Annotated in this window: 15 protein-coding genes and 1 pseudogene; 13 read left to right on the forward strand and 3 right to left on the reverse strand. The window is 60.8% G+C overall.

The features are described from left to right. The first annotated feature begins 61 nt into the window (after positions 1-61). Both EZ313_RS16895 and EZ313_RS16900 read left to right on the forward strand, forming a co-directional pair. Positions 62-820: an HpcH/HpaI aldolase family protein gene (locus EZ313_RS16895; RefSeq protein ID WP_135264437.1), complete on the forward strand. Its 759-nt coding sequence runs from the start codon at positions 62-64 to the stop codon at positions 818-820. 116 nt (positions 821-936) lie between these two features. Next, the gene (locus EZ313_RS16900; protein ID WP_135264438.1) at positions 937-1,866 is read left to right on the forward strand and encodes a LysR family transcriptional regulator; all 930 of its coding nucleotides are present in this window, start codon (positions 937-939) and stop codon (positions 1,864-1,866) included. 115 nt (positions 1,867-1,981) lie between these two features. Here the strand turns inward: EZ313_RS16900 and EZ313_RS16905 are convergent, their stop codons facing one another. Next, positions 1,982-2,233 (reverse strand): type 2 periplasmic-binding domain-containing protein, encoded by a 252-nt coding sequence (locus EZ313_RS16905; RefSeq protein ID WP_205960417.1) that lies wholly within the window; start codon positions 2,231-2,233, stop codon positions 1,982-1,984. A gap of 293 nt (positions 2,234-2,526) precedes the next feature. Here EZ313_RS16905 and EZ313_RS16910 point away from each other — a divergent pair, with 293 nt between their 5' ends. The 3 genes from EZ313_RS16910 to EZ313_RS23325 all read left to right on the forward strand — a co-directional run bounded on the left by EZ313_RS16910 (position 2,527) and on the right by EZ313_RS23325 (position 4,759). Beyond that, positions 2,527-3,402 (forward strand): TauD/TfdA dioxygenase family protein, encoded by an 876-nt coding sequence (locus EZ313_RS16910; protein ID WP_135264440.1) that lies wholly within the window; start codon positions 2,527-2,529, stop codon positions 3,400-3,402. A 148-nt stretch (positions 3,403-3,550) separates the two neighbouring features. After that, positions 3,551-4,405: an isocitrate lyase/PEP mutase family protein gene (locus EZ313_RS16915; protein WP_167772624.1), complete on the forward strand. Its 855-nt coding sequence runs from the start codon at positions 3,551-3,553 to the stop codon at positions 4,403-4,405. Positions 4,406-4,597: 192 nt separating this feature from the next. Continuing rightward, the gene (locus tag EZ313_RS23325; protein ID WP_167772625.1) at positions 4,598-4,759 is read left to right on the forward strand and encodes a hypothetical protein; all 162 of its coding nucleotides are present in this window, start codon (positions 4,598-4,600) and stop codon (positions 4,757-4,759) included. 43 nt (positions 4,760-4,802) lie between these two features. On the opposite strand, the gene EZ313_RS16920 is transcribed toward EZ313_RS23325, so the two are convergent. Further along, positions 4,803-5,789: a Bug family tripartite tricarboxylate transporter substrate binding protein gene (locus EZ313_RS16920; RefSeq protein ID WP_135264442.1), complete on the reverse strand. Its 987-nt coding sequence runs from the start codon at positions 5,787-5,789 to the stop codon at positions 4,803-4,805. 539 nt (positions 5,790-6,328) lie between these two features. Here EZ313_RS16920 and EZ313_RS16925 point away from each other — a divergent pair. The 6 genes and pseudogenes from EZ313_RS16925 to EZ313_RS16950 form a co-directional block, all read left to right on the forward strand. Further along, positions 6,329-6,539 (forward strand): annotated as a pseudogene (locus tag EZ313_RS16925) (IS256 family transposase); the annotation flags it as partial. A 419-nt stretch (positions 6,540-6,958) separates the two neighbouring features. Then, entirely contained in the window at positions 6,959-7,945 is a 987-nt protein-coding gene (locus EZ313_RS16930) for an SDR family NAD(P)-dependent oxidoreductase (RefSeq protein WP_167772626.1), read from the forward strand. 49 nt (positions 7,946-7,994) lie between these two features. Next, positions 7,995-8,948, forward strand: a complete 954-nt coding sequence (locus EZ313_RS16935) for a Bug family tripartite tricarboxylate transporter substrate binding protein (protein WP_167772627.1) — start codon at positions 7,995-7,997, stop codon at positions 8,946-8,948. Between the two features lie 50 nt (positions 8,949-8,998). Next, the gene (locus EZ313_RS16940) at positions 8,999-9,778 is read left to right on the forward strand and encodes a cupin domain-containing protein (RefSeq protein WP_135264445.1); all 780 of its coding nucleotides are present in this window, start codon (positions 8,999-9,001) and stop codon (positions 9,776-9,778) included. 54 nt (positions 9,779-9,832) lie between these two features. Beyond that, a complete protein-coding gene (locus EZ313_RS16945; RefSeq protein WP_135264446.1) occupies positions 9,833-10,420 on the forward strand; it encodes a nuclear transport factor 2 family protein in 588 nt (195 codons plus the stop codon). A gap of 139 nt (positions 10,421-10,559) precedes the next feature. Then, entirely contained in the window at positions 10,560-11,558 is a 999-nt protein-coding gene (locus EZ313_RS16950; RefSeq protein ID WP_135264447.1) for a Bug family tripartite tricarboxylate transporter substrate binding protein, read from the forward strand. Between the two features lie 380 nt (positions 11,559-11,938). On the opposite strand, the gene EZ313_RS16955 is transcribed toward EZ313_RS16950, so the two are convergent. Next, positions 11,939-13,132, reverse strand: coding sequence for an ABC transporter substrate-binding protein (locus EZ313_RS16955; RefSeq protein ID WP_135264696.1), 1,194 nt, complete (start codon positions 13,130-13,132; stop codon positions 11,939-11,941). A 242-nt stretch (positions 13,133-13,374) separates the two neighbouring features. Here EZ313_RS16955 and EZ313_RS16960 point away from each other — a divergent pair, with 242 nt between their 5' ends. After that, a complete protein-coding gene (locus EZ313_RS16960) occupies positions 13,375-13,704 on the forward strand; it encodes a CoA transferase (protein ID WP_240788682.1) in 330 nt (109 codons plus the stop codon). A gap of 296 nt (positions 13,705-14,000) precedes the next feature. Next, a complete protein-coding gene (locus EZ313_RS16965; protein ID WP_240788683.1) occupies positions 14,001-15,047 on the forward strand; it encodes a Bug family tripartite tricarboxylate transporter substrate binding protein in 1,047 nt (348 codons plus the stop codon). Positions 15,048-15,071 lie beyond the last annotated feature (24 nt).

The raw sequence follows: 15,071 nt of genomic DNA on the forward strand, positions 1-15,071 counted from the left end.
GCCGCGCCGACCGAGGCACGGTCAAAGATGTGACTTGGCAAGTTCAGCAACAGGAGTCCAGGTGAGCGCAGAGGGCTTCCGCTCGCGGCTGCTCGCGCGGCTACCCACGGTTGGGACTTTCGTAAAGACGCCCGCGCACGCCGTCGTTGAGGTCTTGGGCAAGACCGGCCTCGACTTTGTCGCACTCGACGCGGAACACGCGCCGTTCGACCGTGCCCAGTTGGATGTCTGCGTCATGGCGGGCCGAGCCGCGGGGTTGGGCGTGGTCGTGCGACTGCCCAACACTCTTGCACACACGATTCAGGACGTGTTGGATCTGGGAGCGAACGGCATCATCGTGCCGCACATCACGGATGCCGACACAATCACTGCTGTACGGCACGCCTCCACATACGGAGGCAGCCGTGGCTACTCCAACTCCCCGCGGGCGGGCGGCTATGGGACGCGCCCGATGCCGCAGCTGTTGGCCGAGGCAGACGCCGCTATTGCGATCATTGGCCAGATCGAGGACGCGGCTGCGGTGGACGCGTTCGAGCAGACTGTCTCCCATCCCGGGGCGGACGCTTTTCTCATCGGTCGAGCGGACCTTGCCGTGTCCTACGGCTGTACTTCGATCGATGCCGCGCCGGTTCGCGCGGCCGTCGCCCGGGTCGCCCGGCTATGTGCGGAGGCGAGAAAGCCGCTAGGCATTTTCGTTACTGACCCTTCCGAGTGCTCGACTTTCATGGGCGAGGGCATCAGCTTTTTTATCGTAGGTTCCGATCAATCTGCGGTGCTGAAGTACTTCCGCGACACAGTCGCCCATTTCCCGGCTCGGTAGCGCGCCTTAGACATCTTGCTGCGGTGTCGCCAGCTGAGGAGGCGATGGAACAAGTCGCATGCGGTATAACCAAGGGTGATGCCGCGCGAACGTGACGCCTGCTCAGGAGAAGATGCTTGGATCTCCGTCAAATTCGCACTTTTGTCCATATTGCCGAACTCCGTAGCTTCACGCGGTCCGCGACGTTTCTGCACGTCAGTCAGCCAGCCTTGAGTCGGCAAATCCGACTGCTGGAAGAAGAGCTCAACTTGAAGCTTTTCCACCGGTTTGGGCACGGCGTGGAACTCACCATTGATGGAATAGACTTTCTTGAGCGGTGCCAGCGCATGTTGGCCGACTTCGAGTCATTGCGGCACGACTTCTTGTTGAAGGGCAAAAGCAGCACTGCTTCCGGAGCCGTCAGTATCGGCTTGCCAGTTCCTGCAACCCGCTTCATCTCGGCCGAGTTCTTGGAGGATCTGAGAACTGCGTACCCCATGGTGCAAGTGCGGATTGCAGAGGGCTTTAGCGCACTGCTTCATGAATGGCTGCTGAGCGGCAGCCTTGACTTGGCGATCCTTTTCGAGCCGCGCCCTAGCAAGATCCTGACGCACGAGCCTCTCTTGGTTGAAGACCTTTGCGCGATACGGAGTGTCAAGAGCATCAATGCCGGCCAGACTTTTATGGAAGCGCAGGAGCTCCAATCGACGCCGTTGGTTCTCCCGCACAGGCCGCACGTGCTACGTGACCTACTGGATGGCCTGCAGTTCACCAAACCTCATATCATTGAGGTCAGTGCGACGTCCGTCATGGTCGAGCTCGCCCGATGCGGGTTGGGTACTGCCATTCTTCCGCAAGCGTCGGTAGACGTTGCGCAACGCGCGGGGGACGTTGTCGCACTGCCCATCATCAACCCTGCCCTCAGCTGGAAAGTCTCCGTCTGCTATTCGAGCACTCGGTCGCTTACTCCCGCTGCCGAGGTCGTTCTCGAGCTGCTGCGCGCCGAAGTCACGAAAAAGGTTCGCTCCGGCTCCTGGACTGCGCGCCTCGTGGGGCGAAACAGCTGACGCAGCCACCGTCAAAGCAAGTACACATTCAGCAGCGGTAGGGCGGCGGACTTGATGGACCTGACGGCGATCTCGTCGAGTCGTGTGCGGACGGCGGTGCGAGGGTGACCAGTGTTCAGTCGATGGTGCGACCGATGCTGTGCGCAACCTTGCCCCATTTCTTGACCTCAAAGGCTATGTATTTCTGGAATTTTTCCGGTGAACGGTCGACCTCCTCTCCACCATCTTCATTGCGAAATTCGGGTGCTTTAATCAGTCCGATTAACTTCCCCGTTATCTGTCTGATGATGTCTGCCGGCGCTCCCGCGGGGCCTGCAAGTGCAGACCAGGAGGCCGCCTCAACAGCGGGAAATCCCGCGTCCGCCATTCGGAACATTCGGCCTCAGCGGAAAGCGCTTCTCTGTTGTCGCCCCAAGCCCCTGACACGCCCCGAAGGAGTGGGAGCCGCGCGGATCAGATTAAGAAGAAACGTTGACTGGGGTCATTTGAGTTCACCGGCCTCATAGCTTCCGGGCCGACCGTCGACATGATCGCGACAAGCAAGCGCGAACAGGCGCCGCCATCACTCGAGGTTATACCTACCGGATGCGAACTCTATTGGCCATGCCGTACGGAGGAAGCTAAAGTGCTTGCTTCCCACAACAGCTGAAGTTACCGCGAATGCGGTACAAGGAGACTTTAAAAGTGCCAATCAAGACGCGCCAGCTTTCCTCAGGAATCGGCGTCGAAGTTTTGGACCTAGACCTTAGGTCGAACATCGACGAGGCCACCTTCAAGGATATCCGCAAAGCGTGGACCGACAACGTGATCCTGTTGTTCCGCAACCAAACGCTCAATAACGAACAGCATGTGGCATTCAGCCGGCGCTTCGGCACCCTAGACAACCATGACGCGATTGCGCGCTTGCGGGATCCCGATGCCCACGAGATTCTTCCTGTGCTCAACATTCCGGGAGAGAATCGCCTGCGCGTCGGTGCGCAGTGGCATTCGGACCTGTCTCATTCGGTGAACCCACCCCAAGCTTCGCTGCTGCGCTGCGAGGAGATTCCGCCGATCGGGGGCGACACCATGTTCAGCAATATGTTCCTCGCCTACGACGAGCTCTCAGACACGATGAAGAAGGTCGTCGATCCGTTGTGGTGCATTCACGACCTCACGATTGCACGCCACAATGTTGGCAAGTACGAGGAAGTGCGCAAGCGCCAGCCGCCGGTCGCCCAACCCCTCGTACGCGTGCATCCGGAGAATGGGCGCAAGGCCTTGTATGTGAGCGAGTTCGCCTCCGCAAGCATCGTCGGCATGACTCTGGAAGAGTCGCGCCCGCTGCTCGACTTCTTGTTCCGGCACACATCGCGCCCGGAGTTCACCTATCGCCACCGTTGGGCTCCCGGAGATTTGATCATTTGGGACAACCGCAGCGCCACTCACTTGGCGCTGGACGACTACGACTTCGGATACGCGCGCCGTCTTTATCGAACGACGGTACTTGGTGAGGTGTCGGGCCGGTTGGCCCAGCCGGCCGAAATCGTCACCTGACGCTTCGTCCGCTGCTCTCGGCATTCGGCGCACTTGCGGTGGTCAACCGTCCGCGCGCATGCTGGGGATGTCCGAAGACGAGATAGCCAGAGTGCGGCGGGACAAGGTATCTAATAACGCACGATGTAACAACAGAAAGAGGCACGGTATGGCCGCAAAGTTGACTGAATTGTTGGACCGAGGAGGGCTGATCACGGCCCCAGGCGTCGGCGATGCGCTGACGGCGCGCTTGGTGGCGCGGGCAGGCTTTCCCTGCGTTTCAATGTCCGGCTTTCAAGTCGCAGCCACATTCGGCTACCCAGATATCGGCTTGGTGACATTGAACGAGATGGTAGACCAGGCTGCACGCATATGCGCTGCGGTCGATTTACCTGTCATCGTCGACGGGGATAACGGTCACGGCAACGCGCTCAACACTATGAGGACCGTTCGCGAGTTCGAGCGCACTGGCGCTGCGGCAATCCACTTGGAAGATCAGTCGCTGCCCAAGAAATGCGGCCACATGCAAGGTCATAAGCTGATCGATGCGGGCGAGATGTGCGGAAAGTTGCGCGCGGCCGCCGACGCAAGGGCCAGCTCGGATTTCCTAATCATTGCGCGGTCCGATGCCATTCCCAATGAGGGGCTCGAAGCTGCTATCGAGCGCGGCGCCCGTTATCGCGAAGCGGGGGCAGACGCAATCATGGTCATGGGACCTCGTAGCCGAGACGACCTGGTGCGCTACAGGGAAGCCGTACAAGGACCGTTGGTGGTCACGATGGGCAGCTGGGCGTTCGACGTCTCCAGCGAGGAACTCCTGGCCCTGGGGTACCAACTCGTTCTCTACCCTCTTACCACGATGCGGCGCGCCACCCAAGCCGTATCGGAATGCCTGGACGAACTACGCGACGCGGGCCGATACGACCACTCCAGGCCGGACGTCATGACCCTGCACGAGCTCAACCATGTGCTCGGCCTGGAGGAGTTCGTTAAAGAGGAACGGCAGTACGCTACTGGGTTCTGAGTCCTTCGGCTCTTAAAGGCGGAGGCATGCTCTGCTGCGAGCTATTCCGGAGAGAGGCTGATCAATGAGCGCCGATGGTCTGTGCAGTGACCGCAGTACCGTGATGACTCGTTTATCGGCACGCATCCGCGCCATTGAAACGAGCGCTACGACATTGCCGGCGTCCTTGGCGCAATACTGCGGGAGGCCCCCATGGCCGTCGAAGCCGATCACGCGGTCCCCCATCGCGAAAGAGTCCACTCCCTCGCCGAAGGCGAGGCCGTTCCCGCGAATTCGGTGCCCGGGCTGAACTGCGCGGGGGATTACGGCGCCGCCACCTCTTCGATGGCGAGCATCTCGCGTGGCGGGCCGTAGCGCCCGCAGATCAATGCTTTCACGCGGCGGGACCCGCGGAGGTCTAGTCGAGTTTCGCGCCGGATTCCTTGATGAGAACCGCCCAGTGGTCCACGTCCTTCTTCATGAAGTCGGCGAACTCGGCAGAGGTACCCGTGGCGATCGAGCCGCCCAGGCCATTGATTTTTGCGACCAGCTGCGGGACCTTGCCGGCCCGTGCGATGGCGGAGTTGAGCTTCTCGATCACGTCCGGCGGCGTGCCGGCGGGCGCGACCACGCCGAACCACGGCGCGACGGAAAAACCGGGCAGGCCCGATTCGGCGAGCGTCGGCACGTTCGGCAATGCCGGAACGCGCGTCAGCGACGTCACTGCAAGGGGCTTCAAGCTGCCAGCCGTGATGTGCGACAGCGAGTCCGCCGTATTTGACATGGCCATCGGGATCTGGCCGCCGATCAGGTCCATCAGCGCGGGCGGTGTGCCCTTGTATGGAACGTGCGTGGCCCGCACGCCCGCGCGCTTGACGAACACCGCGCCCGCGATGTGTGTACCGGTCCCATTACCGCCGGAGCCGTAGTTCCAGGACGTGTCGCCCTTCTTGATCAGGGCGATCAGCTCCTGCACGTTGCTGGCGGGAACCTTGTTGTTCACTAGCAGCACGTTCGGGATGATGGCCCAGCGGGAGACAGGCGCGAAGTCCGTCTGCACGTTGTAGGGCACCTTGTCGTACAGCGCGTAGTTGGCCGCGAGCGGGCCCTGGTTGCCGAACAGCACGGTGTAACCATCCGCGGGCGCCTTCGCCACAGTGGTCGCGGCGATCATGCCGCCGCCGCCGGCCTGGTTGAAGATCACGATGGGCTGCGCCAGGTACTCCGACAGCTTGGCTGCCAGGTCGCGCGCCATCAGGTCGGTGGCGCCGCCGGCCGGGCCCGGCACTACCATGCGGATGGGCTTGTTGGGGTAGTCGCTCTGCGCGAGCGCGGAGGCCACGCCCACGGCGAGAGCCGCCGCCACGGCCACGGGATAAAGAACGATCTTGATTAGTTTGTGCATCTATGTCTCCAGGTCAGGGACCGAATTGGATCTCCAAGTCAAGGCTGCCGACCGGCGACCGGTGGAAAAGCTTTAAGTTGAGCTCGCTTACAGCAGTCGGATGGTCCAAGCATCTTCTCCTGAGCAGGGGTCACGTTCGCGGTGCATCACATCCTTGGCTAAGCAGAGTGCGATCCTGTGGCGCAGGCTGGAGCCAGGACACACGCGGCCCCATTTCGATGTTGCTGGCCACGCGAGTGATGTGTTCGCGATCCCACCCGACCGCAAGCAGTTGGATTCCCATTGCCGGATTTGATCCACCCATGCCCGCATTCTTCGGAAGGGCAGCAATCACATCACGAACGTGCGCATCGCGTCACGGTGTTCCTTGCTAAACAAAAAGTGTAGGTTGGGACGCGACCGGCAGCAAATACCAAGTAATCCCAGCAGCTATAACCCAGCCTAATGGAACGCACGGTCGCCTCGCGACGACGTGCGCGGAGCCCAGTGATTGCGTTTTCGCGTTCCGCCTCAGATCCGTCAGATCCGGAGGGTGATGCACACGAAATGCGATCAAGAGCATCAACGCGAGGCTCCGCAAGATCATCAAGTCACGCGGGCACTTCCCGAGCGATGACGCTTGCCGAGCAAGCTGACCTGGTGGCGTTGCGCAACATAACCGCCGGGGGGCGAGCGGCGCAAAACTGTAAAGAGGCAACGAACCAGTTCGCGATCTTCTACGAAGAGCGATTCACGAAAACACCAGCATGAGACGCAGACCGACTTGCTACCGCGTCCGTCGCTCGTAGCAAGCGACGCTCGCCGCCCGTGGGCAAGTCCCAGCGCCTTCAACACAAAATTCAGACAGCCCCCAAGGACGGTTTGTAGTTTCGCTGTCCGGACCTTTCACCGCATTCTCAGCGCCAGCCTGCGCCGCCCTGGGAATGCACCGCCGAAAATCCACTTCGCTGCGCGATTCATCCCGGTCAGCTAGTGCTTTCCCTCGGCGGCGGGTCCAGTCGATGTGTGAGTCCCGTCGTCCCATTAGGCCAGGTTATAGCTGCTGGGATTACTTGGTATTTGCTACCGGTCGCGTCCCAACCTACATTTTTTGTTCAGCGAGGGAGCACCGTGACGACTTGTCGCCCCTCGACGTTCTACCGAATCTGCTGGAAACAAGAATGGAGTCTATGGACATGACTAAGGATGCGACGCCAGGGAAGCCTGTCCGGCTGGACGGCAAGGTAGCAATAGTGACCGGTTCCGCCGCAGGGTGGGGCCGCAGTATTGCGGAATGCTTGGCCGAGCGAGGAGCGTATGTGGCGATCAACGGCCGTCAGCAAGCCGCTATCGATGAGGCCGTGTCCCAGATCAACGCCGCCGGTGGTCGAGCCATCGGGGTGCCCGCCGATGTGTCCGATGTGTCGCAGGTAGAGCGACTCATCGATACTGTGCGCTCGAAGTTCGGGCGACTCGACATCATGATCAACAATGCGGCCGGTAGCAATGCGCCATCCTCCTTGCTGGACATGACGAACGAGGACTGGGACTCAAGGATCGCGTCCGTGCTGAACAGCGTCTTTTACGGGTGCAGGGCTGCGGCGCGAGCAATGGTTGCGCAGGGAGGCGGTGGTCGAATCATCAACATGGTTGGAGCAACCGGACTCTATGGGATGGCGGGCACCTCCGCTTACGCATCAGGTAAGGGTGCCGTTCTCACTGCGACCTACAGTTGGGCTTTGGAATTGGCTGAGTTCGGCGTAACCGTCAACGCCGTCCGCGCGGGCGTCCGCACCGCAACGACCATGCCGAGGATCGAGAAAATGCGGGCCAAGCTTAAGGAATTGGGTCAATCAGCGGTGCCAAGCGCGCGCGACCTTGGGTTCTTTGAACCCCATGAGGCAGCGGGTCCGGTCGTATGGCTTGCCTCGGAAGCGGCTGCTCACGTGACAGGGCGTTTGATCGGCATCGACGGACCAAAGGTGACCATCTATGGTACGAGCCAGCCCACACATCAGCTGTTTCATGAACCGTTCTGGGACGTTGACACGGTCGATGCGCACGCTCGTGGTGTCCTTGCTGCCCTTCCGAAGAATGCGGGCATCGTCGGATCAAATCCGGCAATGGGAATCCAACTACCCGGCTACAAAGGGGACTTCAAGCCGCCCTCCGCATAACGATTGCGGGCGTTTTACGCAGGATTTGGCGCAAGCGAAGGAGACAGGCATGGATTTCATTCGCATCGCATTTGGCGTCGCCGCAGTCTCACTCGCATGCGGCATCGCAGCCCAGCCCTACCCCAACAGGCCGCTGAGATTCGTGGTGCCCTTTGCCGTGGCCGGCTCGAGCGATGGAGCCGCGCGCCTGATGGCGGAGCGCTTCTCGGCCCTGCTCGGCCAGGTGGTCGTGGTGGAGAACAAGGCCGGTGCCGGCGGCATCGTCGGTACCGACTACGTCGCGAAGTCGCGCCCCGACGGCTACACCTTCGTGTGGGCGGGCTCCAACGCGTTCGCCGGCGGCGCCAAGAACATGCCCTTCTCGCCCGTCAACGATTTTGAGCCCGTCTGCCTTGTCGGCACGATCTCGTACATCCTCACCGTCTCGCCGACGCTGGGCGTGAAGACCGTGAAGGAATTGGTCGACCTGGCCAAGTCCAGCAGCAAGCCCCTCGCCTATGCGTCGCCCGGCAACGGCGGCGGCAGCCACATGAGCATGGAGATGTTGCAGCACAAGGCAGGCATCAACCTCCTCAATGTCCAGTACAAGGGCTCCGCAGCGGCGGTCACCGACGTGCTCGCCGGCCACGTGCCGATCGTGTTCGAAACCGTCTCGTCGGTGGCGCAGCACGTGCAGACCGGCAAGCTCATCGCGCTAGCCACGTCGTCCACGAAGCGCCTGCCCGGTCTGCCGAACGTCCCCACGATGAAGGAAGCGGGCTACGACTTTTCCGTCGCGGGTTGGGCCGGGCTGGCCCTGCCCGCGGACACGGCCCCGGCCATCGTCGCCAGGCTCGACGGTGCCTGCCGGACCGTTCTGAACCAGGCCGATGCCGTCGACACCATCAACCGCAAGTTCGGCTGGGAAGTCGAATACCTCGACCCGGCTGCCTTCGGCGAATTCATCAAAGCCCAGGTCACCGCGTGGAGCGAGATGACCGCCATTTCGAAAATCAAGGAATGACGTTCTGCGAGGCGCTGGCGTGGCGCCGGCGTTGTTCCGAGGAGACCAGCATGATCACCACAGGCACTCGGGCTTCGGGCACAGCCAAGCGCCGCCCCGTCCAGGTCGACGGCGGCACGTTTCACAAGAGCGAATGGATGGACTCGGGCCAGAAGCCCGGCGTCACGCCCACCGTGTTCCTGGCCGAGCAACCCGCCAACTACCACCTGCAGTCGCACTTCCATCGCGAGAACCAGTTCCAGCTCTTCATCGACGGTGCCGGCAGCATCGGCAAGCGGGAGCTCGGCCCCGTGGTCGTGCACTATGCGGGCGCGTTCACAGGCTACGGCCCGATCGATTCGGGTCCGCAGGGCCTCAAGTACTTCACCATCCGCTCCCGCTTCGACATGGGCATGGTTCCGTCGACCGAAGCGCGCACGCGCATGCCGCGGGGTCCCAAGCGGCACGCCACGTCCGACGCGCTGCAACGCTCCACGCCCGAGGCCCTCGCCGCGCGCACCGCGATGTCGGAAGAAGTGGTCATCCCGGCGGAAGCCGGCATGGGCGCGCGCCTGAACCGTATGCCGCTCGGCTCGAGCTATCCCGTCCACCACGTCGACGGCAGCGAAGGCTGCTTCATCTTCGTGATCAACGGCACGCTCGAGCATGAAGGCCGCAGCTACGGACAGTGGGAACACTTCTTCCTGCCTCAGGGCGAAACGGCGAGCATGGCCGCAGGCAAGGGCGGCGCCGAAGTACTGACGCTGTCCATTCCGCCGCGCGCCGACGCCTATGCGGATGCACCGACGGCAGTGCAACTGCTCGCCACCGGCGAGGCTGTCGCGAATTGAGTGCCCCGCCCCCCGCACCCTAACTCCACCGCGTTTTTTTTATTGGATGACAACATGGATACACGGATCAATGACGATTACTCAGCCGAGCGCGTAGCCGACCGACTCGCCATCCAGGACGTAATGTTTCGATGGTGCCGAGCAGTCGATAGACTTGACTTCTCGGCTATCAAAGAAGTGTTCCACCCTGACGCAATTGATGATCACGGCATCTACTCCGGCAACGTAGAGGGGTTGGTCGCATGGATCCGGCAGCGTCACGAGAAGATCCCGTTCTCGATGCATCAAGTAAGCAACATGCTCATTGAGTTTGCAAGTCCGGATAGTGCGTTGGCCGAAACTTACATCTGGAGCGTGCAGCGATATTCTGCTGATGGAAAAGCGAGTTTAGCTCAATTGTCTGGCGGGGCAGAGGGCAAGCCCGGCGGCGAGAGCGATATGTTCGGGGCACATCGATATATAGATCGCTTCGAACGACGCGACGGCCTTTGGAAAATTATCCATCGGACTGTTGTTATGGGGTGGAGGACCATCGTCGACGTTGATCCGAATGGCCCGCAGATGCTGCCCCAATGGACCGTTGCACGGCGGGATCAAGAAGACTTTGTGTTCGCGGAACGTCAACGACTCGGAATCAGGTAGGCCAGGCACCTGTGTACCTTGCATATGACACGTTGCCAGACTGGACGTCCTTCGCGGTCAACGATCTGTTGATTGCAAGAGCTTATCCGTCAACTGAGCTTTAAACAGCTCAACCCGAATCAATCAGGAGAACATCTAGATGACCACACGCCGCCGTGTCCTTACCCGAGGTGCCGCCGTCTTGGGCGCCGCATCTACCGGCCTGCTGCTACCGCAAATCGTAAGCGCCCAATCCCAAGGTTATCCTTCCAGGCCTGTGCGACTGATCTGCCCCTACGCGGCAGGGGGATCCACTGACATTATTTCCCGTGCCATAGCGCAAGAGATGAGTGAAGTTTTGGGTCAACCGTTCATCGTTGAAAATCGAGTGGGCGCGGGCCCCAACGTCGGCAGCGAGATGGCGGCCAGATCCGCACCCGACGGCTACACGATGGTCCTCACCGCCAGCAGCACGCACGGCATCATCCCGGCGCTTTACACAAAGCTGAACTACGACCCGAACAAGGACTTCGCACCGGTAGTTGTGTTGGTGGCGCACCGCTACGTCCTCCTGGTGAAGCCGACCATGAATGCCCGTTCGGTGAAGGACATCATCCAGTTGGCTAAGGCGCAGCCGGGCAAGCTCACCTTTGCTTCGGGTGGAAGCGGCTCGACGACACACATGGCGGGAGAAATGTTCAAGCAGATGGCGGGAGTAGACATCGCGCACATTCCCTACAAGGGCAGCACACCGGCTCAGGCCGATCTGCTCGGTGGACACGTGGATATGATGTTCGGTGACATTCCCGGCACGCTGGCACAAATCAAGGCGGGCAAAATGCGCGCGCTTGGCGTTTCCGGTGAGAAGCGCGAGGCGTTGCTGCCCGATGTGCCGACCATCGCCGAGTCGGGTGTACCCGGCTACGAAGCCTCCGTGTGGATGGGCCTCGCCGTGCCGTCAGGCACGCCGAAGGAGATCATTTCTAAGTTGAATGCTGCGGCGCTTCAGGGCAGCAAGTCGCCGGCGTTCCGCAAGCGCATGGTCGAGGTCGGCATGGACATTGTCGCGAGCACTCCGGAACAGATGAACCAAATGATTAAAGTCGCGATCGAGCAGTGGGGCCCTGTAGTGAAAGCTTCGGGGGCGAAGGCCGATTAACGGGCGAACAAAGGGCGGTGCCGACCTGCTTGTGCGAAAGTCGCTGAAACATCCGGGCTAGCCGCTTGCTGAACAGCCGGCACGATGGGATGTACCCGACGGTCATCCCGGGACGCAGCGGAGCGCCACGCCCTGGGTAGCCCGGACCCCCTGCTGCTCACCGCAACGTTGCCCGCGGCTACCATCGTCAAACCTCCCCGCTCGCACCTCCACACAGTGCCCGCTACCGTCGGGCGTCGGAAGGTCAAACGCGCCAGGCGCAGCAACGGAGGGCGTATGGGTGGCGCAGATGGGGGGAAGCCGATGTGGGCTCACGCGAGCGCCGGAAACAGGGTGGTACGCGGCACCGGCTGAATGCACAACGCATTTCCTTTGGGTGATCACTTCCAAAGGGAGCACTTAGACTCCGACTTCGTAGTGAACGCCTGCTCGCCCGAAACCCGCTTCACGATCTTGTAGTAATCCCATGGGTACTTCGATTCCGCTGGTGCCTTCACCTGCATGAGGTACATCTCGTGGACCATTCGACCGTCCTCGCGGATCTTCCCACCTTGTGCATACATGTCGTTGATTGGCGCCGCCTTCATCGCTGCCATCACCTTCTCGCCAGCGTCAGTCCCCGCAGCCTTGACGGCTTTCAGGTAATGCGTCGCCGCAGAGTATTGCGCAGCCTGAGTGCCTGCAGGCATCTTCTTCATCATGCTGAAGAAGCGACGCGACCAAGTGCGGGACTGATCATTCAAATCCCAATACCAGTTGTCAGTCAAGTACATGCCTTGTGTGGTCTCCAAGCCAAGTCCATGGACATCCCCGATGAATAACAGTAATCCCGCAAGCTTCATTGCCTTCGTTGCGCCGAATTCCTTCGCGCTCTTGATCGCGTTAACAGCATCGGATCCGGCGTTGGCCAGCGCTAGAACTTGCGACTTTGATGCAATTGCCTGAGTCACATACGATGCAAAGTCTGGCGAATTCGCCGGGTGTCTACTCACACCAGCCACCTTGCCGCCGCTTGCGTTGATCACGGTCGTTGTGTCGTTCACTGTCGAAGCACCGAATGCGGTGTCTAGTGCAATGAAGTACCATGACTTTAGACCCAGCTGCACAAGGGCCGCACCCCCAACCTTTGCTAAAGATACAGTGTCGTATGCATAGTGGACCGTATACGGCGTGCAATCCTCGTTTGTCAATCGCGAGCTCCCCGCGCCATTCACAATGAGTGGAACCCTCTTCTCCGCTGTGACCCGGGATATGCCCAGCACGGCAGCTGAGGCGCCTCCTGCGAATATTGCATCGACGGCCCGCGTGTCTAGCCATTCCCGCGCCTTGCTAACGGCAATATCTGTTTTGTTTTGATGGTCCGCCGTGATCAGCTCGACCTTCTTTCCCAAAATCTGTCCGTCAAGATCGGAAATGGCCATGCGAATTGCCTCGACACCCCCAGGACCATCGACATCCACGTAGGGCCCGGACAGGTCCGTTATTAAGCCAATCCTAATCACATCGTCCGAGATTTGCGCTGCAGCTTGACACGACATTAATAGTGCCAGAAAAGCGAAACCGAATTTCGACATCACTTATTTCTCCTATCCTTGTTGACGCACTTCTCGCGGAAGCTTGACTGCACCGCCTGCTTGCGCGAATGTTGCCTCGTTCCCTGTACTTGGGGTGAAGAACGTCGGCCAATACAAAATGAACCATGGCGAATCTATGTCGTTCGCCGCAGACTCGCCAATACCAATTGTTGTCAGCAGATATAACCGCGGCGAAGGTCTGGACCTGGGCCACCGTAGCCAATCTGCGGCGCAAGGATTCAATGGCGGCCCACAACGACAGGTACTCGCCGCGCTGCTTCCGCACGCAGCTTGATGCCGTCGAGCCCGGAATCTACGCCACGGCCCTGTGCGGTGTGAAGGACATCGTGGACGATCCGCACTATGCAGCACGGGGGACGATCGCCACGATCGAACATCCGCGCCTCGGCCCGTTGAGGATGCAGGGTGTGGTGCCGCACATGGCAGGCACTCCCGGCCCTCAGATCCGGCCCGCGCCTACGTTGGGCGAAGACACGGATGATGTGTTGCGCGAATTGCTCGGCCTGACGGACCGGAACACGGCCTCCATGCGGGCTGACGGAGTCATCTGACCATGGGCCACATCATCACCGAGAAAATCCTTGCGGGGATGGGCGCGGACCGCGCGGGGAGCCGAAGCCACCTCGCAGCCGGACTTCGTGCTGGCCTCCGAGTTTCCGCGCGGCACGGCGCCCACACCTTTAACGACAGCGAATGAAGCGGGCCCACGCCGCTTCGCCAAAGTCAGACCGATTGGCGCTCGCCATTCGCGCTCGTTATGTCAGGTCGTAGCAATTACTATTGGCCCTCGTTGCGCAATTTGCATAGAGTGCAGCGTGCTGCATAGCAGAAGAGGAGACACAGAGTGATGAAAACGCGCAAGCTGTCTTTGGGGATCGGCACGGAAATCGATGCGAAGGGACTTGGTCACATGAAGCGTCCAGCCATCATTCAACGGATCCTAGTCGGCGTGGTGATGGCCGGTTGCCTTGCCGCTAGCGGTGCCTTCGCCCAGAACTATCCAACCAAGCCGATTCGTATGCTCGTCGCAGGAGCGGCCGGCGGCTCCTCGGACGTGCAGGCACGGCTCATCGCCCAAGAGATGTACTTGCGGCTGCGCCAGACCGTGGTGGTGGAGAACTACGGCGGCGCGGGCGGCATGATTGCCGCTGAGATGGTGGTCAAGGCGCCGGCCGATGGCTACACGCTGCTCTTTGGCTACCAAGGGCCGCTTGCCGCGAATGTCAGCATGTTCAAGAACATGAGCTATGACCCGCTGAAGGACTTCAGTCTGATCACCATGGTGTCCTTTGCGCCATCGGTCCTGGCGGTTAACCCAACGCAGCCGGTCAACACGGTGGGCGAGCTGGTCAAGCTCGCGCAAGCCAGCCCCGGAAAATATAACTATGCGTCTGGCGGGCAAGGGACGGGCCAGCACCTCTCGGGCGAGCTGTTCCAGATGGTGACGGGCGTGAAACTCAACCACGTCCCTTATAAGGGTGACGCCCCAGCCATTGCCGACGTGGTTGCCGGCCACGTGCCGATGACCTTCACGAGCTTGGTTAGTGCGATCCCACAGGCCCAGGCGGGCAAGCTGCGCCTGCTGGCGGTGACGTCGTCCAAGCGCAGCCCGATGCTGCCCGAGGTGCCTACGATGGCGGAGGCGGGCTACCCAAACTACGAGATCGTTTCGTGGTTCGCCATCGCCGCGCCGCGGGGGACGCCGCGCGAAATCGTCAACAAGCTCAACGCCACCATCGTGGACATCATCAAGAGCCCTGCGGTGACCAGCAGGATCGTCTCGCTTGGCGGCATGCCCGCGCCGATGACACCAGACGAGTTCACTCGCTTTCTGGAGAAGGACATTCCCCGCTGGGGCGATCTCATCCGGCGTGCCAACGCGCAGGTCAACTGAAGAAGGCATGCCATGACAAAGCTC

The sequence above is a fragment of the Ramlibacter henchirensis genome (assembly GCF_004682015.1).
GTDB classification, from domain to species: Bacteria; Pseudomonadota; Gammaproteobacteria; order Burkholderiales; family Burkholderiaceae_C; genus Ramlibacter; species Ramlibacter henchirensis.

What these genes read in the sequence shown, in the direction of transcription:
- EZ313_RS16930 (WP_167772626.1), top strand. Translation starts at nt 6,959, where the DNA reads ATGGACATGACTAAGGATGCGACGCCAGGGAAGCCTGTCCGGCTGGAC.
- EZ313_RS23325 (WP_167772625.1), top strand. Translation starts at nt 4,598, where the DNA reads ATGGCCGTCGAAGCCGATCACGCGGTCCCCCATCGCGAAAGAGTCCAC.
- EZ313_RS16950 (WP_135264447.1), top strand. Translation starts at nt 10,560, where the DNA reads ATGACCACACGCCGCCGTGTCCTTACCCGAGGTGCCGCCGTCTTGGGC.
- EZ313_RS16945 (WP_135264446.1), top strand. Translation starts at nt 9,833, where the DNA reads ATGGATACACGGATCAATGACGATTACTCAGCCGAGCGCGTAGCCGAC.
- EZ313_RS16910 (WP_135264440.1), top strand. Translation starts at nt 2,527, where the DNA reads ATGCGGTACAAGGAGACTTTAAAAGTGCCAATCAAGACGCGCCAGCTT.
- EZ313_RS16905 (WP_205960417.1), bottom strand. Translation starts at nt 2,233, where the DNA reads ATGGCGGACGCGGGATTTCCCGCTGTTGAGGCGGCCTCCTGGTCTGCA.
- EZ313_RS16920 (WP_135264442.1), bottom strand. Translation starts at nt 5,789, where the DNA reads ATGCACAAACTAATCAAGATCGTTCTTTATCCCGTGGCCGTGGCGGCG.
- EZ313_RS16960 (WP_240788682.1), top strand. Translation starts at nt 13,375, where the DNA reads ATGGCGGCCCACAACGACAGGTACTCGCCGCGCTGCTTCCGCACGCAG.
- EZ313_RS16935 (WP_167772627.1), top strand. Translation starts at nt 7,995, where the DNA reads ATGGATTTCATTCGCATCGCATTTGGCGTCGCCGCAGTCTCACTCGCA.
- EZ313_RS16965 (WP_240788683.1), top strand. Translation starts at nt 14,001, where the DNA reads ATGAAAACGCGCAAGCTGTCTTTGGGGATCGGCACGGAAATCGATGCG.
- EZ313_RS16940 (WP_135264445.1), top strand. Translation starts at nt 8,999, where the DNA reads ATGATCACCACAGGCACTCGGGCTTCGGGCACAGCCAAGCGCCGCCCC.
- EZ313_RS16955 (WP_135264696.1), bottom strand. Translation starts at nt 13,132, where the DNA reads ATGTCGAAATTCGGTTTCGCTTTTCTGGCACTATTAATGTCGTGTCAA.
- EZ313_RS16915 (WP_167772624.1), top strand. Translation starts at nt 3,551, where the DNA reads ATGGCCGCAAAGTTGACTGAATTGTTGGACCGAGGAGGGCTGATCACG.